This window comes from Myxacorys sp. (assembly GCF_059501405.1).
This window is the reverse complement of the sequence record NZ_JCACCM010000196.1, coordinates 18,638-41,951: the sequence shown is the minus strand read 5'-3', so window position 1 is coordinate 41,951 and position 23,314 is coordinate 18,638. Positions and strand designations below refer to the sequence as shown.

22 protein-coding genes are annotated in these 23,314 nt (G+C 48.3%); 12 read left to right on the top strand and 10 right to left on the bottom strand.

Annotated elements, in window-relative coordinates; translation table 11 throughout:
• A complete protein-coding gene (gene petM / locus AC5I6P_RS28505) occupies positions 1–105 on the bottom strand; it encodes a cytochrome b6-f complex subunit PetM (RefSeq protein ID WP_162422272.1) in 105 nt (34 codons plus the stop codon).
• Positions 106–253: 148 nt separating this feature from the next.
• Here petM and pdxA point away from each other — a divergent pair, with 148 nt between their 5' ends.
• Both pdxA and AC5I6P_RS28495 read left to right on the top strand, forming a co-directional pair.
• Complete coding sequence (gene pdxA, locus AC5I6P_RS28500) at positions 254–1,288, top strand: 4-hydroxythreonine-4-phosphate dehydrogenase PdxA (protein WP_495697164.1); 1,035 nt, start codon at positions 254–256, stop codon at positions 1,286–1,288.
• 354 nt (positions 1,289–1,642) lie between these two features.
• On the top strand, positions 1,643–1,864 hold the full coding sequence (locus tag AC5I6P_RS28495) for a DUF4327 family protein (RefSeq protein ID WP_495697163.1): 222 nt from the start codon (positions 1,643–1,645) through the stop codon (positions 1,862–1,864).
• Positions 1,865–1,952: 88 nt separating this feature from the next.
• Here AC5I6P_RS28495 and dapF read toward each other — a convergent pair whose 3' ends face one another.
• The gene (gene dapF / locus AC5I6P_RS28490) at positions 1,953–2,795 is read right to left on the bottom strand and encodes a diaminopimelate epimerase (protein WP_495697162.1); all 843 of its coding nucleotides are present in this window, start codon (positions 2,793–2,795) and stop codon (positions 1,953–1,955) included.
• A gap of 94 nt (positions 2,796–2,889) precedes the next feature.
• On the opposite strand from dapF, the gene AC5I6P_RS28485 reads away from it, so the two are divergent.
• Positions 2,890–3,105 carry an Hfq-related RNA-binding protein gene (locus AC5I6P_RS28485; RefSeq protein WP_495697161.1) on the top strand — a complete coding sequence of 72 codons (216 nt, stop codon included), beginning with the start codon at positions 2,890–2,892 and terminating at the stop codon, positions 3,103–3,105.
• Between the two features lie 140 nt (positions 3,106–3,245).
• Here AC5I6P_RS28485 and AC5I6P_RS28480 read toward each other — a convergent pair whose 3' ends face one another.
• On the bottom strand, positions 3,246–5,612 hold the full coding sequence (locus tag AC5I6P_RS28480) for a monovalent cation:proton antiporter family protein (protein ID WP_495697160.1): 2,367 nt from the start codon (positions 5,610–5,612) through the stop codon (positions 3,246–3,248).
• Between the two features lie 329 nt (positions 5,613–5,941).
• Here AC5I6P_RS28480 and AC5I6P_RS28475 point away from each other — a divergent pair, with 329 nt between their 5' ends.
• Positions 5,942–6,484 (top strand): late competence development ComFB family protein, encoded by a 543-nt coding sequence (locus tag AC5I6P_RS28475; RefSeq protein ID WP_495697159.1) that lies wholly within the window; start codon positions 5,942–5,944, stop codon positions 6,482–6,484.
• 88 nt (positions 6,485–6,572) lie between these two features.
• Here the strand turns inward: AC5I6P_RS28475 and AC5I6P_RS28470 are convergent, their stop codons facing one another.
• Positions 6,573–7,136, bottom strand: coding sequence for a L,D-transpeptidase (locus AC5I6P_RS28470; RefSeq protein WP_495697158.1), 564 nt, complete (start codon positions 7,134–7,136; stop codon positions 6,573–6,575).
• A gap of 316 nt (positions 7,137–7,452) precedes the next feature.
• On the opposite strand from AC5I6P_RS28470, the gene AC5I6P_RS28465 reads away from it, so the two are divergent.
• The 4 genes from AC5I6P_RS28465 to leuS all read left to right on the top strand — a co-directional run bounded on the left by AC5I6P_RS28465 (position 7,453) and on the right by leuS (position 12,002).
• Complete coding sequence (locus tag AC5I6P_RS28465; protein ID WP_495697157.1) at positions 7,453–7,629, top strand: QAALIT motif small membrane protein; 177 nt, start codon at positions 7,453–7,455, stop codon at positions 7,627–7,629.
• A 149-nt stretch (positions 7,630–7,778) separates the two neighbouring features.
• Positions 7,779–8,438, top strand: coding sequence for a sigma-70 family RNA polymerase sigma factor (locus tag AC5I6P_RS28460; RefSeq protein WP_495697156.1), 660 nt, complete (start codon positions 7,779–7,781; stop codon positions 8,436–8,438).
• A 233-nt stretch (positions 8,439–8,671) separates the two neighbouring features.
• Positions 8,672–9,232, top strand: coding sequence for an anti-sigma factor family protein (locus AC5I6P_RS28455; RefSeq protein ID WP_495697155.1), 561 nt, complete (start codon positions 8,672–8,674; stop codon positions 9,230–9,232).
• Positions 9,233–9,416: 184 nt separating this feature from the next.
• On the top strand, positions 9,417–12,002 hold the full coding sequence (gene leuS / locus AC5I6P_RS28450) for a leucine--tRNA ligase (RefSeq protein WP_495697154.1): 2,586 nt from the start codon (positions 9,417–9,419) through the stop codon (positions 12,000–12,002).
• Between the two features lie 70 nt (positions 12,003–12,072).
• Here the strand turns inward: leuS and AC5I6P_RS28445 are convergent, their stop codons facing one another.
• Positions 12,073–12,894, bottom strand: a complete 822-nt coding sequence (locus AC5I6P_RS28445) for a squalene/phytoene synthase family protein (protein WP_495697153.1) — start codon at positions 12,892–12,894, stop codon at positions 12,073–12,075.
• Between the two features lie 260 nt (positions 12,895–13,154).
• Between AC5I6P_RS28445 and AC5I6P_RS28440 the strand changes: the two genes are divergently transcribed.
• Together AC5I6P_RS28440 and typA are read left to right on the top strand one after the other, a co-directional pair.
• Positions 13,155–13,637 (top strand): EVE domain-containing protein, encoded by a 483-nt coding sequence (locus tag AC5I6P_RS28440; RefSeq protein ID WP_495697152.1) that lies wholly within the window; start codon positions 13,155–13,157, stop codon positions 13,635–13,637.
• A 111-nt stretch (positions 13,638–13,748) separates the two neighbouring features.
• Positions 13,749–15,545, top strand: coding sequence for a translational GTPase TypA (gene typA / locus AC5I6P_RS28435; RefSeq protein ID WP_495697151.1), 1,797 nt, complete (start codon positions 13,749–13,751; stop codon positions 15,543–15,545).
• Positions 15,546–15,988: 443 nt separating this feature from the next.
• Here the strand turns inward: typA and AC5I6P_RS28430 are convergent, their stop codons facing one another.
• Together AC5I6P_RS28430 and AC5I6P_RS28425 are read right to left on the bottom strand one after the other, a co-directional pair.
• Positions 15,989–16,555 (bottom strand): hypothetical protein, encoded by a 567-nt coding sequence (locus AC5I6P_RS28430; RefSeq protein WP_495697150.1) that lies wholly within the window; start codon positions 16,553–16,555, stop codon positions 15,989–15,991.
• Positions 16,556–16,734: 179 nt separating this feature from the next.
• Positions 16,735–18,003 carry a DUF4912 domain-containing protein gene (locus tag AC5I6P_RS28425; RefSeq protein ID WP_495697149.1) on the bottom strand — a complete coding sequence of 423 codons (1,269 nt, stop codon included), beginning with the start codon at positions 18,001–18,003 and terminating at the stop codon, positions 16,735–16,737.
• A 416-nt stretch (positions 18,004–18,419) separates the two neighbouring features.
• Here AC5I6P_RS28425 and AC5I6P_RS28420 point away from each other — a divergent pair, with 416 nt between their 5' ends.
• Entirely contained in the window at positions 18,420–19,211 is a 792-nt protein-coding gene (locus AC5I6P_RS28420) for an LmeA family phospholipid-binding protein (RefSeq protein WP_495697148.1), read from the top strand.
• Positions 19,212–19,253: 42 nt separating this feature from the next.
• Here AC5I6P_RS28420 and AC5I6P_RS28415 read toward each other — a convergent pair whose 3' ends face one another.
• The 3 genes from AC5I6P_RS28415 to AC5I6P_RS28405 all read right to left on the bottom strand — a co-directional run bounded on the left by AC5I6P_RS28415 (position 19,254) and on the right by AC5I6P_RS28405 (position 22,965).
• The gene (locus AC5I6P_RS28415) at positions 19,254–20,123 is read right to left on the bottom strand and encodes a phosphatidate cytidylyltransferase (RefSeq protein ID WP_495697147.1); all 870 of its coding nucleotides are present in this window, start codon (positions 20,121–20,123) and stop codon (positions 19,254–19,256) included.
• A 181-nt stretch (positions 20,124–20,304) separates the two neighbouring features.
• Complete coding sequence (gene cbiT / locus AC5I6P_RS28410; protein WP_495697146.1) at positions 20,305–20,907, bottom strand: precorrin-6Y C5,15-methyltransferase subunit CbiT; 603 nt, start codon at positions 20,905–20,907, stop codon at positions 20,305–20,307.
• 594 nt (positions 20,908–21,501) lie between these two features.
• Positions 21,502–22,965 carry an aminotransferase class I/II-fold pyridoxal phosphate-dependent enzyme gene (locus AC5I6P_RS28405; protein WP_495697145.1) on the bottom strand — a complete coding sequence of 488 codons (1,464 nt, stop codon included), beginning with the start codon at positions 22,963–22,965 and terminating at the stop codon, positions 21,502–21,504.
• Positions 22,966–23,092: 127 nt separating this feature from the next.
• Here AC5I6P_RS28405 and AC5I6P_RS28400 point away from each other — a divergent pair, with 127 nt between their 5' ends.
• Positions 23,093–23,293 (top strand): hypothetical protein, encoded by a 201-nt coding sequence (locus AC5I6P_RS28400; RefSeq protein WP_495697144.1) that lies wholly within the window; start codon positions 23,093–23,095, stop codon positions 23,291–23,293.
• The last annotated feature ends 21 nt before the right edge of the window (positions 23,294–23,314 follow it).

The window sequence follows — 23,314 nt, the reverse complement described above, 5'->3', positions numbered from 1 at the left end:
TTATTCTTCTCCCCCTTGGAGCTTGAGTAGCAAGAAGCCCAAGGACAACCCGACGAGGATGAGGCTAAACGCTAAGAAGGCAGTATTAAAAATCTCTCCAGCCATGATGTGATTTCTCCAAATAAGGAATATTAGTCGGTTGTGCGCTAGGCGACCTGACTTAAATAAACAGGCGTCATTCCTGAGATAGGATTTCCTGCATAACGTATTCTAGAGCAGTTCCAAGGCTGGTTTTTACGATTTTGTAAATTTGATGATCAACCGTTCTCGTTTAGTTGTTACACTTGGCGATCCTGCTGGGATTGGAGCAGAAGTCGTTTTGAAAGCACTTGCAGATCCGATCGCGATCGCAGGGGCAGACATTACGCTCTCCGGGAGTTCTGCCTATCTACAAGACGCCTACGATCGCTTGAAGTCAGTCTGCAACGATCCTTTAGCAGATCCACATCAGTTCAATATTCTAGAAACAGAGATACCCGATCCGGTCATGGTTGGCGTTGAGACTGCTATTAGTGGTGATGCAAGTTTCCGGTGGTTGGACAACGCGATCGCGCATACCTTGAACGGAGAGTTTGATAGTTTAGTCACCGCTCCTATTGCAAAATCTGCTTGGAAAGCGGCAGGACATCTTTATCCTGGACAGACTGAACTTTTAGCGGAGCGAGCTGGCGTCGGTCGCTTTGGAATGCTATTTGTCGCTCAATCTCCTCATACGGGATGGACGTTGCGAACGTTGTTAGCCACAACTCATATTCCGCTCTGTCGAGTATCGGAGACCCTAACACCAAAACTCCTCACGCTCAAGTTAGATCTGCTTTTAGAGTGTTTGCAGCGCGACTTTGGTATCACTCAGCCTCGGATTGCGATCGCGGGTCTCAATCCTCATAGTGGTGAACAAGGACAACTGGGGCATGAAGAAGCCGATTGGATGAGTGCTTGGCTCGACGCGATGCGGCTTCAGTTTCCTCAAGCCACACTAGAGGGACTTCTACCACCTGATACCCTCTGGGTAAAGCCGGGTCAAGCTTGGTTTGGCACAGGAGCAGGGAACGCCCATGATGGGTATCTGGCGCTTTATCACGATCAAGGCTTAATTCCGGTCAAGCTAATGGCGTTCGATCGCGCGGTCAACACCTCGATTGGGTTGCCCTTTATTCGGACCTCTCCTGACCACGGAACCGCCTTTGATATTGCAGGTAAAGGGATTGCTGATGCGACCAGCATGAAAGCCGCTATTCAGCTTGCTGTTGAACTGGCGCAGCGAAAGCAAAATGCTTCACAAGCGTAATTCCACCGGGGTTATAAACTGCCGATTTCCATTCTGCGCAATGTTGCTCAGGGCGACACAAGGACTGAGTAAGTAAGGTTTTTGCGCTACTACCAAAGGAGGAGATTGTGTCAGAGCCTCCTGACTTCACACCTAAGACTGAATTGATTTTTTGGGTTGATTAGCTAACAATATAGGGAAGATTCGGTATATCTCACTACCAAAAATATAGCCCACGCTAAAGTTTCGCCTCAAAACTGAAATCAAGCCAATTTTTGCCAAGTTTTTCTGGTTCGACTGTCATTATTCAGATCCAGAGTTTTAACTTCCTATTTCACACCTCAATTTCTGATATCTGATACAAGAAGGTGCCACATGCTTCAAACTGCACAATATTCGCTTAGCTTAATTCAGGACGAAGTGCGTCAATTGGTTGATCAAGGAACTGTCAGCCGGTATCAACCCATCTACACGCTCTGCAAGCACATTCCTGCCCGCGAATGGGTTCATTTTGAGAGCGAACTAGAGCATCACGGGTTTCTCCTGCGCGATCGCATCGGAGACCTGATGGGTCATGAGTCTTGGGAAAACGACTGATTCTCTCTACACATTTTTTCACACGACGAGGTTTAAACACGATAAGGTCTGAGGTTTACGGCGTCGCCAATCTCAGACCTCTTTGATGCTAGGCAATCCCAGTAAAAACTTTTTCTGCTGGACCAGTCATATAGATTCGGTTGTCTGTTGCCCATTCGATTGCTAAAGATCCGCCCGGAAGCTCGACAGTGGCTCTGCGATCGCACTTTTCATTCAGAACTCCTGCCACGAGGGATGCACAGGCTCCTGTTCCACAGGCTAAGGTGATGCCCGCTCCGCGTTCCCAAACGCGCATTTTGAGATAGTCCGATCTAACTACTTGAATGAATTCGGTATTGATGCGTTGTGGAAAGACAGCGTGATTTTCAAACTGAGGACCAAGTTGCTCAAGCGCAATTTCAGCTACGTCTTCAACAAACGTGATGCAGTGAGGATTTCCCATACTGACGCAAGTCACGTTCCACATTTTGCCAGCGACCTCTAGCGGTTGATTCACGACTTTCTGATCGGCAGCCACCAGGGTTGTCGGAATTTCTCCTGCTAACAGTCGAGGCTCTCCCATATTGACTGTGACTTGACCATTCTCCTCTAATTTCGGCGTCATCATGCCTGCCAAGGTATGAATCTGATATTGCGCTCTAGATGCGCCCGCTTCGGCAGTTTCTAGATCTGCCAAGAACCGTCCCAAGCAACGAATTCCATTGCCGCACATTTCAGGTTCGGAGCCATCGGAGTTGAAAATCCGCATGCTGTAGTCGGCTCCGTCTTGTCCTGGCAAGGCGAAAATTACCCCGTCTGCGCCGATCCCAAAGTGGCGATCGCACATTTTTATCGCTTGTTCTGGCGTTAAAAGTGGGTCTACTGCGGCTCGATTGTCGATCAAAATAAAGTCGTTGCCGATCCCGTGGTACTTTGTGAATTCGATAGTCATGGGCTTTTAGAAACGTAGATTGGTTTAAATGTGCAGAGTTCTGACGATTGAGGCACTCTATAAAGGTTGGAGCGGTAGATGAAGGAATTTAATTATGGCGCTAGACCTAGATACTGGATTGCCAAGCACTCGTCAGATTCAAACCATAATTCGTGAAGAAACAGAAGTCGAGATGAAGCTTACGACAGGCGATGTGCTAACAGGTAAAGTGCGTTGGCAAGACACTCACTGTATTTGTTTGCTTGATCCCCACGAGCAGCCGACCATTATTTGGCGACAAGCGATCGCATTCATTAAACCAAAATTGTAAGTAGACCAAAACTGTAGGCAATATGTATCGGTTATTGGGTTAACGGTGAGATTGGCTGAAACTCCTAGGGATGTACGACAGCGCATCTCTACCCTTAAGTTTTTGCTCCGATCTAGCCATTACTTACCCAACGCCTGCTATTAGGATGGCTCTGTCAAATCGTCTGCGATCGCGTATTCTGTCCCATTTAAGCTAACGGTTGAAAGTGGAACTTGACCGTCAGAAAATAATGGCTGGGCAGCAGTTCCGTCTGTGTTGGGCGGTGCGCTAATGGCTTCATTCGCTTGAATGAGAGAATGAAACCCTCCGCAGAGTAACAGTCGATCGCCAACCTGAATATCGACTTGATTGTCAGGAAACCGCAGGAACTTGCCTTCGCGCCGAACGGCTTGTACCCGGATACCGTACTGATTTAATACATCGAAATCCGCTAGGGTTTTGCCAGCAATTGGACTTTCTGATGGAACTTCTAACCATTGACACGACGCATTAAAGGCAGGAACTGCCGCTTCTCCTTTCGCCAATTCAGCAAAGGTCGCCATTTCGTCGGGTTCTCCTACCAGCAGTAAGCGATCGCCCTGTTCCAAGGTGGTTTGAGGATCGGGATAATCAATTTCTCCTCCACCCGCCCGCCGAATTGCCATCAACGCTACCCCAGTTAGCCGCCGCATATCTGCTTCTTCTAACGTCATTCCGGTTAAAGGCGAGAGATCGGGCAGGCTGTACCATTGGCTGTTCATCTCTTTAGTAGCCGCTTTCAAATCTCGTGAGATTTCTGAGGAAGGACGTTCAGGACGAAGTTCACGGTAGTGAGAATTCCGAATTTGCTGAACCTCTCGCTGAACGGCTGCTGGAGTCAGCCCAACGCCATTCAACAGATGGGCTGACAGTTCTAAGCTCGCTTCAAATTCGGGTTGAACAACTTCTTTTGCCCCCAATTGATAGAGCAGTTCAATATCTTTGTCTCTGATTGCCCGGACCACAACATCTAATTCGGGCGAAATTTCGAGCGATCGCTTCAGGCAAAGACGAGTACTCATCGCATCGGGAAGCGAGATCGCCATGCCTTGCGCATGAGCAACCCCTGCTTTTTCGAGAACATGCAGACTCACCGCATTGCCGTAGATATAGGGCAGTCCTGCCTCGCGGACTTTCTGAATGCGGCTTTCGGATTGATCAATCACCAAGACTGGATAATTGCGATCTTGCAAGAGACGAACAATATTACGTCCAATGCGACCATAGCCGCAAACGACAACGTGATTCTGAGTCGGCAGATCATCTGAGATAGCCAGGGGAAGATCGGATTGATCTAAATACCTCGCCAGCCGGGGGATCGATTCTGCCCACGTAAAGAGCGTCGGGATCAGTCGCAACACAAATGGTGTCAGAACCAACGTTACAGCAGTTGTGCCTAAAATCAGCAGATAAACGTGGCGAGAGACTAATCCCAGCGATCGCCCTTCGCTTGCCAACACAAAGGAAAACTCTCCAATTTGAGCGAGACCTAATCCGGTTAGTAAAGCAGTCTTGAGCGGATAACGAAACCCTCGAACAATAGGCGTCACGATCAAAAATTTACCGACAAATACGAGAGCTACCAATTCTAAAATGAGTTCTAGATTGTTCCAGAGAAACACGGGATCGATCAGCATGCCGATCGCGGCAAAAAACAGCGCTGCGAAAATATCGCGCAACGGCTCGACATAAGCCAGCGTTTGATCAGCGTACTCTACCTCTGAAATCATCAAGCCTGCGACAAACGCTCCCATTTCGATCGAAAGACCCAAATGTTCAGTCAGCAACGCAATGCCAAAACAAATGGCAACAACCCCCAATAAAAATAATTCGCGACTTTCGGTTTTAGCTAATAGTTTTAATAGCGGCGGAATGATCCAGATTCCTGCCGCGATCGCACCCAAAGCAAATAATCCAGTTTGTAGCAGTGCCCACCCCACGGCTAATCCAATGTCTTGAACGGGCTTATCGAGTGCAGGCAGCACCGCCAGCATTAAACCCAATGCCAGATCTTGAACCACCAGCATTCCTAACATGACCTGCCCGTGAGGTGTGCCAGTTTCGTTGCGCTCCATCAAGCACTTCAACACGACTGCCGTTGATGAGAGCGATAGAATCGCCCCAAGAAATACCCCTTGCGGCGGCGACGTTACCCAGCCCATGCCTAATGAGACAAGGGTCGTTATGACAATTGTTAAGGTAATTTGTAAGCCTCCTCCACCAAGGCTGATCCCCTTTACCTTCTTCAATTCTGAGAATGAAAACTCAACTCCCAGCGCAAATAGTAGAAAAGCGACGCCAAACTGCGCTAACGTCTCGACCTGAATAATTTCTTTGATTAACCCTAGTCCGGTTGGACCAACCACAACTCCTGCTAGCAGATATCCAAGCAAAACGGGTTGCTTTAATAGTGCTGCTAGCAGTCCGCCCCCTGCTGCTGCCGCCAGAACCAAGACGAGATCAACAATTAGCCTGAAGTCTTCTTGCACAGCTTTATTAGAAAATTATTACAGTCTATAAACTTCAGAATACTAAGTTTTCCTGATAATCGGTCAAGTCCAAACGGCGATTTACAGAGCAATCGTAGATTAATTCTTAAGGAATCTTGCTTTCTCCTAAACGGGTGAAGACAAGACGGGTTGTATATGATACAAGTCTTAGCTCAAGGAGTTTCTGTAAATCGCTTACTCTAAATGGCTTTGTCAACCATTACGTTGACCGAGATTTAACTGAATCGTGTTGTCCGACACCGAAACTAGGGCAAAATGATTCGGGGGTTATCTGTACAAACTGCTGCTTTGGAGTTTAGGGAAGCGCTATGAGCATTGAGAAAATTGTTGAACAAGCCCTACAAGATGGCTATTTGACACCAGCAATGGAAGCGGAGGTCGGACGGATTTGCGATACTGCCTCGGAACTGTCGATCGAGGAATACATGGCGCTAGATCGCCTAATGGGATCGCTACTAACAGGCGAAGTTGTCGCCGTTCCTCGCAAGCAGTTTATTAACGTAATGGAAGAATTAGTATTAACGGAAGCGATCGCGCGGGTGGCAGAGATCGAAGCCACGAGCGATCGCACCTTAGATCTAGGCGATATTGCAGCTTATGCTCTAAACCGTTTGCTACCACTCTATGCCACTACGGAGGAGGGCGCTAGTTATCAGCGACAGAGAGCCAAAGAAGAACTGCAAGGGCTAATCGCTCAGCAAGTGGGAGAAGCAATCGCCCGTAATTTAGATCGCCCTGACTTCTTTCCTGAACGGCAAGCGTTCGGCAAAAACTCTAAAGACGAAATCCTTACTCAGGTTAATGCCTTATTGCAAGCCTATGCCCCTACCTTTGAGCCAGAACCCAAGTAATCCTAAGCGATCAAACTATTACAGTATTCAAGCAAGTTGAAGATTTTAGTTTAAGGACACCCGTGATCTGCAAAGATAGCGGGTGTCTTTATGGGCGAACACTCACAGGAGTTCCCAACTCTATTTGTTTTGCAAGCGCTTCAATATCAGCGTTTTTCATGCGAAGACAGCCATGCGAAACGGCTTCTCCAAGTAGCGATTCATCAGGCGTGCCGTGAAACCCGATTAGCAGCTTACCGTGATTGTAAAAGCCGAGCCACCATTTTCCCAAAGGATTGCGATCGCCTGGTGGAATTACTTCTCCTGTAATGGGATGTTGCCAAACGGGATTTTGATATTTCTGGAAAACCTGGAACGATCCGAGTGGTGTTTCCCAGCCTTCTTTGCCAATTGCGACTGGAAAGCTCTTTTTGAGGGCTTTGCTCTGGTAAACGTAGACCCTGCGATCGCTCAAATCCACGATCAAGTTGTATGTCGATACTGGCGATAGCACAGCCACAGGTTTCGGTCGAGAGTCAGCAAAAACCGAGGGCCAGGTCAACGTTGGTAAACCTACTTTGTGTCGTTGAGCGCTAAGCAGCAAGAGCCCTGATCCAATGCAGAGCAGCATAAGATGATGCACGATAGGAGACGTTTGAAGCTTTGTAGCCATGATGCGATCGCAAAATTTCCTTACGGCAAATGCTTCGGTGTTCCCAATTTAGCCTTTTGAAGAACGTTAAATAAACCTAAAATATTTGGTTTTTCCCGGAACTGATCGCATTGAAAAGGAATCACCCTAGGAAAACAGCAAATCTAAACGCTTTAACTAGAATCAGTAATTTTTAGTTAAGGTGTGCAGCTTAAGGCTAATTTGCTACACCACTTTGTGAAGAATGGGTAGAGTTAGGTTCAAAAACCAAACCCAAACCTACAATGCTGTCGAGTGGTGTGATGTATTCATTTTTGATGTGTGAGGAGCTACCGCTATGCGTGAAAAGTTGCTATTAGCGATCGTCGTCACCTTGTCTTTAAGTTGGTTACAGCAACTTTCGACGCCAACCGCTAGAATTTCGCCTCAAATCGAACAAGCTCGCGATTCGATAGCGAGCTTTATTGCTTCCAATACTTCTGATAATAATACGACTCCGTCTTCTTACCCATGACCTTTTATCTCTACCTGTAGAAGCATCTTTTAGGTCTAGAGCAAGATATGCTGGTAACACAACCGAACAAACTCCCGATCCAGGGGAACTTTCCTTGATACAGAGCGGTCAGAAGATTTGGAAACTAGAACATCTTTGAGCTTCCGCCCATGAGTCAGTCCTTTCCTGTATCCTGGTCTTCGGTTGAGGTAGCGGTTCCTCAAACGCCAGTGCAAGCAGAAAAACTCTCTAATTACGATTTAGTACTTCAGTGTCAAGTCGGGCATCGTCCAGAGAAAGCGGTGTTCGCTGAACTCATGCGGCGATATCAATCGCACGTAGACAAAGTTCTCTATCATCTTGCTCCTGATTGGCAAGACCGTGCTGATCTCGCACAAGAAGTTTGGATTCGGGTCTACCGCAATATTCCCCGGCTGAATGAGCCTGTGAAGTTTAGAGGTTGGTTGAGCCGCATTGCGACCAATTTGTTTTACGACGAGTTACGCAAACGGAAGCGGACAGCGAGTCCTCTCTCATTGGATGCTCCACTCTCCCTCGAAGATGGCGAACTGGATTGGGAAATTGCCTCAGAAACGCCCGGTCCTGATGAAGAGTTAAGCACCCGCGAGTTCTACGACCAGTTGAATGATGCGATCGCAGACTTGCCCGAAGTCTTTCGTACTACTATCGTCCTTCGCGAAATCGAAGGCATGGCCTATGAAGAAATCGCAGAAATTACAGGCGTTTCTCTAGGAACGGTAAAGTCTAGAATTGCTAGAGCACGTTTACGTTTGCAGACTCAGTTGCAGCAATACCTTGATGGCAAGTAACCGTTAAAGTCCCCGTACTGTTACCTTAGTTAGGTGAATTTACGGTTTGGTTTTGATAGTATTCTTCACAATGAAAGCTCTAGTTGTTAGAGTGACTAGTTGAGGAGTAGATGAGCCAGAAGCTCTCATTAGTTGAGTGGGTATTCTCCTAACAGAAGTGATCCCAAATGAATCCCAGATTTGATCCGCGTGATAAATCCATGCAACCTTCGTCCCATTTTCCCCAGGAGCCTATGAGTTCTCAGGGTCAGTCCGAATCCAATCTTCACGGCGATTCGCTCTATGAAACTCCGAAAGATCGCTTTGAGTTGCTAAGTGCCTACCTAGATGGTGAGGTGACTGCAACCGAGCGGCGTCAAGTAGAGGAGTGGCTAGCCAACGACCCAACCGTTCAGCAACTTCATGCACGACTGCTGAAATTGCGTCAGGCGTTTCGCTCTATTCCTGCTCCTGCGCCGAGCCAGCCTGTCGAAGCAGCGATCGATCAAGTATTTGACAAGATTGAGCGGCGTCCCAATTTGAGTTTAGTTCGGGGCGTCAATACTCAAAGGTTTGCTATACCGATGAGTGTTGCTGCCATGTTTGTGGGCGCAGTCACCGTATTTGGTCTTAATCGATTGCAGTCTCCTAGCGCTCCTCAGCCTGTTGCAGTACAGCAATCTGAACCTTTAGAGACAGGCGGATTAATGGTGGCGCTTGATCAACCTGTCGTGGCCATCCCCAAGACCACTTCGCCTAATGTCAAAACGCCAGAAAACAAGCCTTTCGACCATAAGGGTGGCGACGCTCACTAAGCTGTTGTTTTCAGTTTGGCAAAGCTGATAGGGCTCTAGTTAGATTCTCGATAATCCGTAGTTCACCTCAGAACTACGGATTATTTTGTTGGTGACTCCCATACTTTTAGGCATAACTTTTGCTGAGTTTGTCTGGGGTTGATTGGCTATAGTTTGTAACGCCTCAATTAGAATAAGTAGACCATTGGTTTTATCCGTAGGAGTCGCGATCGTGGAGTCCCGTTACACCCCCGCAGAAATTGAGGCAAAGTGGCAGCAAACTTGGGCAGAACACCAGCTTTATCAAACGTCTGAAACGAGTGACAAGCCAAAGTTTTATGCGCTATCGATGTTTCCCTACCCGTCAGGCAATCTGCACATGGGACACGTACGGGTCTATACGATCGTGGACGTGATTGCTCGGCTCAAGCGAATGCAGGGCTACCGTGTTCTCAATCCGATGGGGTGGGATGCCTTTGGACTGCCTGCGGAAAATGCAGCGATCGAGCGAAAAACTCAGCCTGCGAAGTGGACGTACCAAAATATTGACCAGATGCGGGAGCAGCTAAAGCAGTTAGGCATTTCTTTTGATTGGGATCGAGAAATCGCCACCTGCTCACCTGACTATTACCGCTGGACGCAGTGGATTTTTTTAGAGTTTTTCAAAGCGGGATTAGCCTATCAGAAGGAAGCTACGGTCAATTGGGATCCGATTGATCAAACGGTACTTGCAAATGAACAGGTCGATGCCGAAGGAAAGTCGTGGAGATCAGGCGCGATCGTAGAGCGAAAATTGCTGCGCCAGTGGTTTCTCAAAATCACCAATTACGCCGACCAGTTGTTAGCCGACCTCGACAAACTGACCGGATGGCCTGAGCGCGTCAAGCTGATGCAGGCAAACTGGATCGGCAAATCAGTCGGAGCGTATTTAGAGTTTCCAATTGTAGGGATCGATGAGAAGATCGGCGTCTTCACGACTCGCCCGGATACAGTCTATGGCGTCAGCTATGTCGTGCTAGCGCCTGAACATCCGCTCACTCAGAAAGTAGCGACCTCTGATCGCGTTTCTGCGGTTGAAGCGTTTGTTCAAGAAGTCTCTGGTCAAAGCGAGATGGATCGCACGGCAGAAGATCGACCAAAGCGCGGCATTCCGACAGGCGGCACAGCGATTAATCCGTTCACAGGTGAGGAGATCCCGATTTGGATCGCGGACTATGTGCTGTATGAATACGGAACTGGCGCTGTCATGGGCGTGCCCGCTCACGATGTGAGAGATTTCCAGTTTGCAACCCAACAGAATTTACCGATTAAGGTTGTCATTGCACCGCCCGATCAGCCGATCTCCGACCTGAAAGAAGCGTACACGGAAGCTGGAACAGTCGTGAATTCTGCTCAATTTGATGGCATGGTTTCAACCGAGGCAAAGGGTGAGATCGTCGCCTACGCTGAGAAACAAGGTTGGGGAAAAGCCCGAATTCAATATCGCTTGCGGGATTGGTTGATTTCTCGTCAACGCTACTGGGGTGCGCCGATTCCGATTATTCATTGTCCCGAGTGCGGTGCGGTTCCGGTTCCAGAGGCCGATCTGCCTGTGCAATTGCCAGAAGATGTTGAACTGTCGGGCCGGGGTGGTTCTCCGTTGAGTAAATTAGAGTCTTGGCTGAATGTGCCTTGTCCGTCCTGCGGAACGCCTGCCAAACGAGAAACTGACACGATGGACACCTTTATTGATTCATCGTGGTATTTCTTGCGCTATCCCGATGCTAAGAATGATCAAGCAGTCTTTGAGCGCGCGAAAACGAACGATTGGATGCCCGTTGATCAATATGTTGGCGGCATTGAACATGCAATTTTACACTTGCTGTACTCGCGGTTTTTTACAAAGGTGTTGCGCGATCGCGGCTTGCTCAACTTTGATGAACCGTTTGAGCGGTTGTTGACTCAAGGCATGGTGCAAGGCAGAACTTACAAAAATCCGACAACCGGAAAATACGTCTTGCCGATTGACATTAAGGATCCAGCAAATCCGATCGATCCCGATACAGGTGAGACGCTGGAGGTCGTCTTTGAGAAGATGTCAAAGTCGAAATATAACGGGGTGGCTCCGGGAGATGTTGTCGATAAGTACGGCGCAGATACCGCTCGCATGTTCATTCTGTTCAAAGCGCCGCCTGAAAAGGATTTGGAGTGGGAAGATGCAGACGTTGAGGGGCAATTCCGATTTTTGAATCGGGTCTGGCGATTGGTGAGCGAATCCGCAGAATCTCTTAAGACCGCACGATCACAAGATCTCACTAAACCGGAAAAAGAATTGCGTCGAGCGATTCACACGGCAATTAAAGAAGTCACTGACGACTTGCAGGGCGACTATCAGTTCAATACAGCCATCTCAGAATTGATGAAGCTCAGCAATGCGCTGGGAGATTTTCCGGAAAAGACTTCTTCAGCTTTTGCAGAAGGAATCAAAACCTTGCTGCTGCTGTTGGCCCCGTTCTCGCCTCACCTCACCGAGGAGCTGTGGCACGCGATCGGACAGCCAGAATCGATTCATACTCAACCCTTTCCAACCGTCGATCCAACAGCGCTCATTGCGGATGAGAAAACGATTGTGATTCAGATTATGGGGAAAACTAGAGGCACAATCGAAGCGGCAACTGCGATCGCAGATGACAAAGTTGCTTTAGAAAAATTTGCCACCGACTCGGACGTTGCTCGTCGCTATATCGATGGAAAAACCATCAAGAAGGTGATTGTCGTACCTGGCAAACTGGTTAACTTCGTCGTCTCCTAACCTCTTGCGAGCGGCTCATCAAATCTCAGGTGGAAGCAGGAAGCAAATTGTTTCCTGCTTCTCGGTCCGTTTAGCTCGCATTTGTAGCTTGCTGGACTAGCTCAATCACCTGTGAGCGGCTCAGCTTCTCAGAGCCATGCTGCATCGCGTCTAGCGTGGCGTGCGCCAACGTGAGGATGATTTGGCAAAAGTCGAAGGCTGGACTACCTGGGGGTAACGATGTGATGTAGGCATTCGCCAGCTGAAGCTGACGACGAGAATATGCTTGCATGTTGTCATTGGTCCAGCCATCGGGATAGAAGTCCACACGACGGGTCAAATCTTCGCTGTGGTTACGAAGAATATTCACCGACTGCAAGCCTCGACCAAAGCCGATCGCATCCATCCGGTCGGTTTGTGTGCCATCATGCCAAGACCACAAATCTGAAAGCAGTAGCCCCACCGAACCTGCCACGCTAAACGTATAGCGATCGAGATCGGTTTCGGTTTGAATCATCCAGTTTTGGTCTGCCCAGTGCGCCATTCGATCTGCCATTGCCGCCGTTGATTCCCACACTCGCGGCGCAATGTTTGCAGGCGCAAAGGTTGCCCATTCACCAATTCGCAGCGACACCTCTGGTAGCTGATCAGCGTACCCGCTAAAAGCAGGCTCAAAATCCTTATCTCCAAATCCATCTACTCCAGATTGGAGAATTAAGCTAATCTGCCGAAGAATCTTAGCTTTGACGGCATTATCAAGGTGGGGGTCATCTTCAATTTCGTCGATCGCTCGCATACAGAGGTAAGCAGATGCCACAGCTTGTTGCAAACCTTGCGGCAGCCGACTGATGGGAATAAAAAATGTCCGACTCGTATCTTTCAAGACCTCAAGGGCATCTTTTCGCATGTTCATGTGGTGTTCACTCCTCTCTCCAAACTTTATATACCAGGCTGTGATCTAAAACGGTGTTTCCTTGGCAAAAGCACCGAACTTCAACTACTAAAGCTCTTAGTCATCACGATATTAAATGACAGTGTTTCAAGAGAAATGAGAAATCCTGGAAAAGTTCAGTATTCACAACGGTTGACTGAAGTCTAATGGGTCTAATTTGAAGTTGCAGTACTCCTTGTGGAATAGACTACTAAATTGTTCTATCAGTTTTACTAATGGTTATGAACTACTGGTTGCTTAAGTCCGAGCCAGAGGTTTATGGAATTCGAGATTTAAAGCGCGATTTCACCACTATCTGGGATGGAGTCCGCAACTATCAAGCGCGAAATTTCCTACGCGCTATGCAACCGGGCGATCTAGTCTTCTTCTACCATTCCAACACTAGCCCTCCTGGAATTGCTGGATTGATGAAGGTGGTGGAAGCTAACCTTGCCGACCCCACTCAGTTTGATTCAAGCAGTCCCTATTACGATCAAAAATCGACGCCTGACGCGCCCCGATGGCAAACTGTTTGTGTAGAGTTTGTCGAAGAATGGGCTGAAATTGTTTCCCTCGAGCAGCTAAAACAAACCTTTACACCGGATGACCTTATGGTAGTGCGTCCGGGAAATCGCCTTTCTGTAACAGCTGTAAGCCACTCGACGGCTCAAAAAATTCTAAAACTAGCAAACCCCCATCGAGCGATGCCTGCTATAGCAGATTGAGGTAGCAATCCCCAAAATCTTAGGTAGAAATCCCTAATCTTTACCCTCACTTTTGACGATCGCTAAGCTAGAATTGTAAAGGCTTCTTTACCATCCCTAGCTGGACTTTTTATGACCCTCCCAATCCGCAACGTTGCTATTATTGCCCACGTTGACCACGGCAAAACAACTCTTGTCGATGCTTTGCTGAAACAGTCTGGTACGTTTCGAGAGGGAGAAGACGTTCCAGATTGCGTGATGGACTCGAATGACCTAGAGCGTGAGCGGGGCATCACGATCTTGTCGAAAAATACGGCGGTTCACTACGGAGACACGCTGATCAACATCGTCGATACACCTGGACACGCGGATTTCGGCGGCGAGGTGGAGCGAGTGTTGGGCATGGTAGATGGCTGTCTGCTGATCGTCGATGCGAACGAAGGCCCAATGCCTCAGACGCGCTTTGTATTGAAGAAAGCCTTGGAAAAAGGGCTGCGTCCGATCGTCTTTGTGAATAAGATCGATCGGCCTCGGGCTAATCCTCACATTGCGGTTGATAAAGTACTCGATCTGTTCCTTGAACTGGGTGCTGACGATGATCAGTGTGAGTTTCCCTATCTTTTCGGCTCTGGTTTGTCTGGCTTTGCCAAAGACACCCTGGAAGAAGAATCAAGTGACATGAAGCCCCTTTTTGAGGCGATTTTGCGTCACGTTCCCCCGCCTGTGGGTGATGCCGAAAAGCCACTCCAGCTTCAAGTCACAACGTTGGACTACTCGGATTACTTGGGTCGGATTGTGATCGGCAAAATTCACAACGGCACGATTCGCATGGGACAGCAGGCGGCGATCGTTACAGAAACAGGCGACGTGGTGAAAGGCAAGATTACGAAGCTTATGGGCTTTGATGGGCTTAAGCGCGTCGAAATTCCTGAAGCAACAGCGGGCAACCTGGTGGCTGTGGCCGGATTTGCAAATGCCAACATTGGCGAAACCATTACCGACCCCAATGATCCTCAAGCGTTGCCGCTCATTAAAGTAGATGAGCCAACCTTGCAGATGACCTTCTCGGTGAATGATTCGCCGTTTGCTGGACTGGAAGGTGATTTCGTGACATCCCGGCAGATGCGCGATCGCTTGTACCGCGAGCTTGAAACGAACGTTGCGCTTCGCATCGAAGACACGGACTCGCCCGATAAATTGGCAGTTTCAGGTCGAGGTGAACTGCACTTAGGTATTCTGATCGAAACGATGCGTCGGGAAGGCTACGAGTTTCAGGTATCTCAGCCGCAGGTAATTTACCGTGAAATGAATGGACACCCCTGTGAGCCGTTTGAAACCTTAGTGTTGGATGTGCCTGAAGAAGCGGTCGGTGGCTGCATCGAGCGGTTAGGTCAGCGTCGCGGCGAGATGCAGGATATGCAGGTCGGATCAAACGGACGCACAAATCTTGAATTTGTGATTCCAGCACGGGGATTGATTGGCTTCCGAGGGGAGTTTATGCGAATTACTCGTGGTGAGGGCATCATGAACCACAGTTTCTTGGAGTACCGCCCTATGAGTGGCGACATTGAAGCGCGTCGCAACGGGGTTCTGATCTCGTTTGAAGAAGGTGTTGCGACCTTCTACTCGATGCAGAACGCAGAAGATCGCGGCGTGTTCTTCATTAGACCTGGAACGAAGGTTTATAAGGGCATGATTGTCGGGGAACACAACCGTCCTCAAGATCTCGAACTCAACGTTTGCAAGGCGAAGCAACTGACGAACCACCGTGCATCTGGCGGTGAAGAACTGGTGCAATTGAAAGAACCGATCGAGATGAGTTTGGAGCGGGCGCTAGAGTACATTGGACCTGATGAGCTTCTAGAGGTCACGCCTGAGTCGATTCGTCTGCGTAAAGTCGCGAAAGCGAAGAAGCTAGCGAAGAAATAAACAGCGAGTTCTGCTGCTCAGTCTGTCGATGGTGCCAGTTGCCTAATATTTGGTGACTGGCATTATTGTCTTTAAAGGGCAAAATTCTTTGCGCTGTTTTCGAGATGCGAATTAACTACCGCCATGCAGAATTCAAGAAATTTTCTATGGAGTATAAGTCTTGTAGCTCTTTTCACTTTGATAGTACCGATGTGGATGCTACTCATAATCGATTTGGAAGTATTCATTATTGTCAGCAAAATTCAGACTATTCAGACAAAAGTGGGTGTTATGAAGAAGCCCTTGAATCAAGCAATGTAAAGAGATATCGACCTAGATATATGAACAAGAACTAAACTGGTCTCTTGCAAGCCTTGATATACAGGATGAATTAACATCCATTTATCAAATAGACAGGCTTCTAACTCTCGCTAATGATTGTAGAATTGCCATATTTTAACTTTCTAAGGCTCTACTTCATTCCATAAGCGCTCAAGCTGGCGTTGCCAAGCAGACATGGTTTCTTCGCGCGATCGCTTCCCCATCTCCAAATCTCCCATCATTCCTTCTTGATAGAAGCGATCTAGGGTTTGCATGGTTGCCTCTAACGTTTGTCCTTGCCGTTTTGCCGCTTGGATAATCTGACGAATTTGCTTTTCGGCAAATGTGCTAAACATGTCATTTAACCCTTGTTCCTTCAGCGCTAACATGCGTTGAATTGCAGCGCTAAGATCATCAGTCGTCAAACTTGCCAGTGAATGCTGAAACACAGACCAGAGAACGTCTTGATGAATGGCATAGCGCGTCTCTTGAGTTAGATCAAAATTTGCTTCTAACAGTTCTCCTATAAATGGCTGCGCGTCTTGGGCAGGTGCGATCGGTAACAATACTCGTAACCAAGACTGATCGTCTGTTAGCAAGGCTAAAAGTCGATAGTCAGGCGTTTCAATTTGAAAAGAACCCGGCGCTAAGGTTTGCACTGCCGAGTCAAACAATTGATTTAGGGTGGCGGTCAGTTCTTCTAAAGTCATGGGATTTGCAGTAGCACACGTACAACTCAGCCAGCACCGTCTCAATATCAGAATCAGAATGAGACGGTGTGTTTGGTTCTTTTTACTGTAATCGCCATTCTGAAAACAAAAAAACCCCAATCGGAGGATTGGGGTGCTTAGGAAGGGAAAAACAAGGAAGTCCTGAGTAGAGGAGGCAACTAGGAGTTAATTAGCCACTCTTCAACTGCTTCCTCTTTTGTATTTGTCCGTCGGCTGGGAGTTTCGCGCTCGAACTTCATGTGAATCTCCCGGTTTTGCTCGCCGTCTGCGGCGACTGCCATAATCGGGAAGTCGATCAGCCCGTCTTGGAAGGACATTTGGAATCGGAACGTTCCGTCTGGATTGAGTTTGATTGGGCGTCCGCCAATCGTTACGGTAGCATCTGGCTCGGTCGCACCGTAGACAATTAGTTCTGCATCGGCAACCAGCCAGAACTTGCGAGGACGAACTGGGGGAGCTGACGCGGAGAAACCTGCGCCCGACATGGTAAGACCCGAAACCGTTGGCAGCGCCCACATGCCCATGCCCGATGGGAACACATAGGAACTGATGCTCTCTTCGTGGATGGAGCGATCGCTTTGCTGCATCGAGCCATAAAGCGAACCGGCGATGCGCTGAGCTTCGACGCCTTGCACCATGCCAAAGATATCGTCGTAAATCGGATTGCCTGTAGCGCTCATGCCGCCTGCGATCGCGCCGCCTGCTGCCCGTTGGGTCGGAGGAACTAATTCCATCACCGTTTTGCCGCGCAGGTCTTGATCCCAATTTAAGGTGACAAAGTGATCTTCGATCCAATCCGATGGGTAGACGGGCGGAACGCGTACCTGAGCCGAGCGAGCCAAGGTCAACCAGCGTCCGTCAGCACAGCGATAGCCAATTTCGAGCATGTAGTCGCGATCGCTAACCGGAATCGGCAAGTACCACTCCCGCGCCATTTCATCGCAGGGATATTCCTGCACGCTATGAGAAGTCTGGAATTCTACGTTGATATCGGTCACGTCATACAGACGCATCGCTAGCATTTGTCCGCCCTGACGACGTAACTCCTCTTTATGCTCGTTAGGAATATCCCAGTAAGTGTAAGCCCACTGTGGATCGCGGGGCATTAGCACAATACGACTCTCGCCGTAGCCGGATGGTAGGTCAGCAAGATCGCTATCAACGCCTGCTAAAGAAACAACGCTTGGTTCAGTCTTGAGTTGAGAATTGTCTTGTCCAACGTCAAATTTTGCCGCTTCCACAGTTTCTTGTGCCTCTAAGCTACGAGTGGGAACAGGGGATGAAAAACGAGTGCGCTGAATGTCTTCGATCGATGCCAGCAGTTGGTCTTTACGCATCCGGCTGTATCGCGAAACGCCATATTCGCTGGCAACGCGCCTCAGTTGGCGCAACGTCATCTCGGTCAAAGGAGGTCTTTCGGTACTCATAGCATTCTCCACAACAGTAATAACGCCTCGGTTAAGCCAAATCGTGTATTGGGATCACGTGTTTTGAAATCACACGTGCATCGGGATCAATCGTGCGGTTTGCATAACCCTTTCTTGGGGATCGCTAGTTGAGTTCATCATGCAGCAAAGCTAAATAGGGATCAAGGGGATAGAACACTTGATTTCAGGCTAAAACACGAAATTTCAATGAAAATGGGGATCGTTATGTCATGATAACCTGACATTTTTACGCATGGGGATCAACGTATAAGAATTAGGAAAGCATCACATAAGGATTACTTGACATAACGATCCCGAAATTTATCTAAATGTCAGAGTTAAATGACATTTGCTTCTGGTTCTTCTCCCACCGCTTTCTAGTAGACTGCTGTAAGCAAGCTTTGGAATGTAACGTTATGAATTCCGGTTCTGATCCTTCTGATGTTGAAAAATCTGTTGAAGTCGAGGAGGATTTAGGCAATCAAACGGAAACGCTGTCTAAACAAAGTCGAATTATTAGTAAAGTATTGGCCCCAGCAGTGCGGCTGTGGTTGCGATCGCAGGTCGAACACATTGAAGACTTGCAGGTAGAGATCGAAGCGGGCGATCGTCAGATTCTTGGTGGTCATATTCGACAGATCGCCCTTTCTGCTCAAAAAGCGGTCTATCGTGGGCTGCACCTCACACGGGTTCGCTTAACTGGACAGAACATTCGCGTCAATTTGGGGCAAATTGCTCGGGGAAAGCCGATGCGATTGTTGGAACCCGTGCCGATTGAAGGAACGCTTTTGCTGCAAGAAGCTGACCTGAATGCGTCTGCAAATGCGCCCTTACTTAAAGCCGGAGTGACTCAATTTTTAGTAACGTTGCTCAGATCAAGCGGTTCTGAGGTAGAAGAACCAGCGCTCAATCTTCAGAACTTAAAGATTCGATTGGAAGAGAATCAGATTGTGTTGGCGGCTGCGTTGATTTCGCGCAGTGGAACCGAGAATGCGATCGCAATTCGCTCTGGATTTGAGATGGGTGCGCCAAATCTTCTCAAGCTCGTCAATCCCCACTGGTTGCCTCATGCGGGTGCGAAACGTGGACTCGCAATTCACGATCTCGACGGCTACGAATTTGATTTGGGTAAGGATACCGAAATTCAGGACTTGAAACTGGAGACGGGACAGCTTTCGTGTCGAGCAAAGCTGTTGGTGAGATCGTGAGCGGTAAGCCGTTTTGTTAATACGATGCAGGATTTCTACGGCTCAATTGGGCAATAGCGGTAAGACCAGCGTGACAAAGTAATAGACTAACGGAGCCGTAAACACATAGCTATCCGCGCGATCGAGGATGCCACCATGTCCAGGAATCAGTTGTCCAGAATCTTTTACTCCCGCATCGCGTTTCATCATCGATTCGGTCAAATCGCCGAGTAGACTGGCAACCCCAATCAATAAGCCTAGTAAAACACCTGTGATTGGCCATCCTGACCAATCGAGATACCACGATCCGGCAACACCGACTGCAACACTAGCAGAGACTCCAAAGACTGCCCCTTCAACCGTCTTCTTGGGACTGATATCTGACAGGCGGGTGCGCCCGATCCATTTACCGATAAAGTAAGCGCCAATATCTGCTGCCCAAATACAGAGAAAGGCGAGAAAGGTGTGGGTCAGTCCTTTTGGCAAAGCGTCTAAACCCTGCCAAGAGGTGAGCCAGAATCCATCAAGCGGAATGTTGCTCAGTTCCGCTTGACCGAGCGATCGCAGCCGCACCCAGTAACTCGGCAAATAGCCGCAGTAGAACAAGCCCATGATCGAGGTGGAAATATCTGCGATCGTGGCTAGTTTGGGCTGAAACAGCAGATAGAAACAGATAAACGTTCCGGCGACTGGGAAAATAGCATCTGCCAGCGAGGGATTTAAGTTTGAGACGATCAGTAAAATTTGGCTGACGACTAATGTTGTTTTGGCAGCGGGGACAATGCCTTTCGCACGCGCAAGCTGAAAGTATTCGAGTTGCCCAAGATAAATAATGATGCCGAAACAGACCGTGAAATACCAGCCACCCATGAGAATCATGGCTAGAGCAAGTACGATCGCGACAACTCCACTAAAAATTCGAGACCAAGGCATATAAACTAACCGTGCGTGAAGGGAACTTGGTCTAATCTCAACTTGATCAACGGCGACTTTGCTCTCAAAAAATTAATGTCAGGTTAAGCAGGTTAAGGGTTGCTTTGGAATACTTTATCAATGATCTGTAAGCAATAGTAAATGCTGAATGAATATTTAAACTTTTATTGGTATTAACCCGTCAATTCATTTTCTCTCCACTTAACACGAAAATTGGATCGACTGCCGCAAACGTTTGACTTGTGCCACGAGTTTCCAAACGATTAATGGCAGATTGCACAACTTCAATGTTGCGAGCATGAAGTTCAGCGAAGCTTTCTGAAATTTTATAAAGGGTTTCTAAGTTAGCCGCCGTAGCCACAACACGCCCATGTGGTTTAAGGTGCTGCCACACTTCTTTGAGAATATCTTTGATGGACCGTCCACCCTCAATGCAGACGCGATCGGGAGCGCTGGTTAACGTTTTTAGACAGTCGGGAGCGCTGCCTTCAACGATGCTGACGTTTTTGACCCCGAAGCGATCGCAGTTACGACGAATCAGATTAGCCACATCTTCATCTCGCTCGATCGCGATGATTTGCCCACCAGGACACAATAAACCTGCTTCGACCGGAATTGTTCCGGTTCCGGCTCCAATGTCCCACAACACGGAATCGGGTTTGAGCCGTAGTTGACAGAGCAAGAGCAGCCGAATCTCTCGTTGACTCATCGGAATGCCAGGCAGGTTCTCAAATAAATCATCAGGAATGCCAGGGGTGACGTAAGACCAAAGCGGAGAAGTCATAGGGGTAAGTCTTGACTTAAATAGAGCTTTATTCAGTGGAATTTTAGAGAATAGTTGAAGGTTGTGCAGTCAAGTCCCTTCATCGTAATTGGGAGACATCAAAACATCACAAGCGGTAAGCTGCAACTTTTTTCTCAAATGACTAAAGTTCGCTTTGCCGAGGAATGCAGACCCAAAATTAAGAAACACGACGCCAAAATCAAGGAATCTTTCTGCATATCAAGTAACGAAAACTTGAATCGAGAAATGCTTCTGTTGAATTAAGTAATGCTTATGCAGAACCCAAATAATGGAAGCCGAAATCGACAAACGCTTATCGAAAATTGAATAACAGAAGCCGAAATCAGCAAATGCTTCTGTGAATTAAGTAATGTTTATGCAAAACGGACTAATAGAAGTTGAAACACGATAAACGCTTATCAAAAATCAAGTAGCGGAGAACTGAATTAACAAACGCGATGGGCGAAAACTATCTGAAGTAGTACCGTGTCGTAATATGACACAGCATGGAAGCTAATCAACAGGTCTACACCACTACCTACCCGTTCTAAAGAACTTGGAAGAGCCAGAACCCTGTTTCTGTCGTTCACGTATTTACTGAACGACACGCAATGTCTTAAGCATGGGATCTGCACACCCTGTAATGAAACCACCTGATTTAAGAACGTATTGCAAAGCATTGATAGCGTCTTGAGTAATGAATTCTCCGGGCATCAGAATGGGAATGCCAGGTGGATAAGGGCAAACAAGTTCTGTAGAGATGCGATCGCACGCTTGATCGGTCGAAATCATTTCGCTTCGAGCAAAAAACGCTTCACGGGGAGACATTGCCTGCTTTTCATTCAACAACTTTCCATATCCCACAGATATCCCATCCGCTCCTTGCGAAGCATGGCTGGAGGCATCTGCTGCCAACGTTTCCCACGCTGCAACCAACCGATCGACATCTGTTTCCGTATTGCCCAAACTAAAAATAAAGGTGACATGCCGTAAAGACGGCAATTCTGCCGTTACATCTAGCTGCTGATGCAGAATTTCGTCTGCCGTAAATCCATCTATGCCTAAGTTAGAAACCGTTACAGTCAATCGAGTCCGATCGAGGGCATAGAATCCAGCTGTCGTTGCCTGTTCAGGATTTAGGGTTGCTAATTTTGGAATGGCTTGCAGCCGCGATCGCGCTTCATCCGCTAACCGTAGAGTCTGATCCATCAACTCCTGTCCCTCAGTTGCCATCTGCCCTCGTGCCGCGTCTAACGAGGCTAGAAGCAAATAACTCGGACTTGTCGATTGAACAAGCTGCAACGATTGCGAAACGCGATCGCGATCAATTCGATCTCCCTGAACATGCAGCATCGAAGCCTGCGTCAGGGCTGATAAGGTTTTGTGCGTTGATTGCACAGTTAAATCGGCTCCTGCTTGTAGTGCAGACATTGGTAAATCAGCATGAAACGCAAAGTGCGCTCCGTGAGCTTCATCCACGATTAATGGAAGGTTGTATCGGTGAGTCAGATCTGCGATCGCTTCAACATGACCGCAGACACCAAAATACGTGGGATAGATCATCAGCACGGCTTTTGCATCAGGGTGCTGCACTAACGCAGTTGCCACCGTTTCAGGCGTAATACTATGAGCGAGATCTAAGATCGGATCGTATTCGGGATGAATAAACACTGGAATTGCACCAGAGAGAATCAGAGCCGCGATCGCAGATTGATGCGCATTGCGCGGCAGAATAATTTTCTCGCCAGGAGCACACGTTGCTAGGATCGCGGCCATAATTCCGCAGGTCGAGCCATTCGCAAGAAACCAAGTTCGGTCTGCTCCAAACGTTTGCGCGGCTAATGCTTGCGCTTCGGCAATCACGCCTTGAGGCGCAAATAAATTATCGAGTTCGGGCAATTCGGGCAAGTCAGCCTGAAAGACTTGAGAGCCGAGGAGATGGGTGAGTGCGATCGCGCTGCCAACTCCACGCTTATGCCCTGGCGCATAGAAGGAAGCGTGCGATTTGAGGGAGCAAGCGGTCAGAGCCTCTAATAGTGGCAAGCGAACATTAAGCATGATCAACACGCATATTGAACTTAACGGATATTAACGGAACCGCCGTTCCTGCATCTCTCTGGGCAGATGTTTCCCGCCCAACTTCCTTTCTAGGTTAGGAACGTCAAGTAATTCGTTAGGATATTCTATGGTTAATCCGCCGACCATTCCCGATCCAACGGTTCCCGATCCGGCTCCTAGCCCAACTCCCGAACCGTTTCCCAAGCCCGATCCGTTCCCGTCGCCTGTACCGGAACCCATTCCCTCTCCCGCCCCGGAACCTGTGCCGTCGCCTGTACCGGAGCCTGTTCCCACTCCCGTCCCTCAAACCATACCGGGACCTGTTTAACCGTTTGTATCTCACCTACCT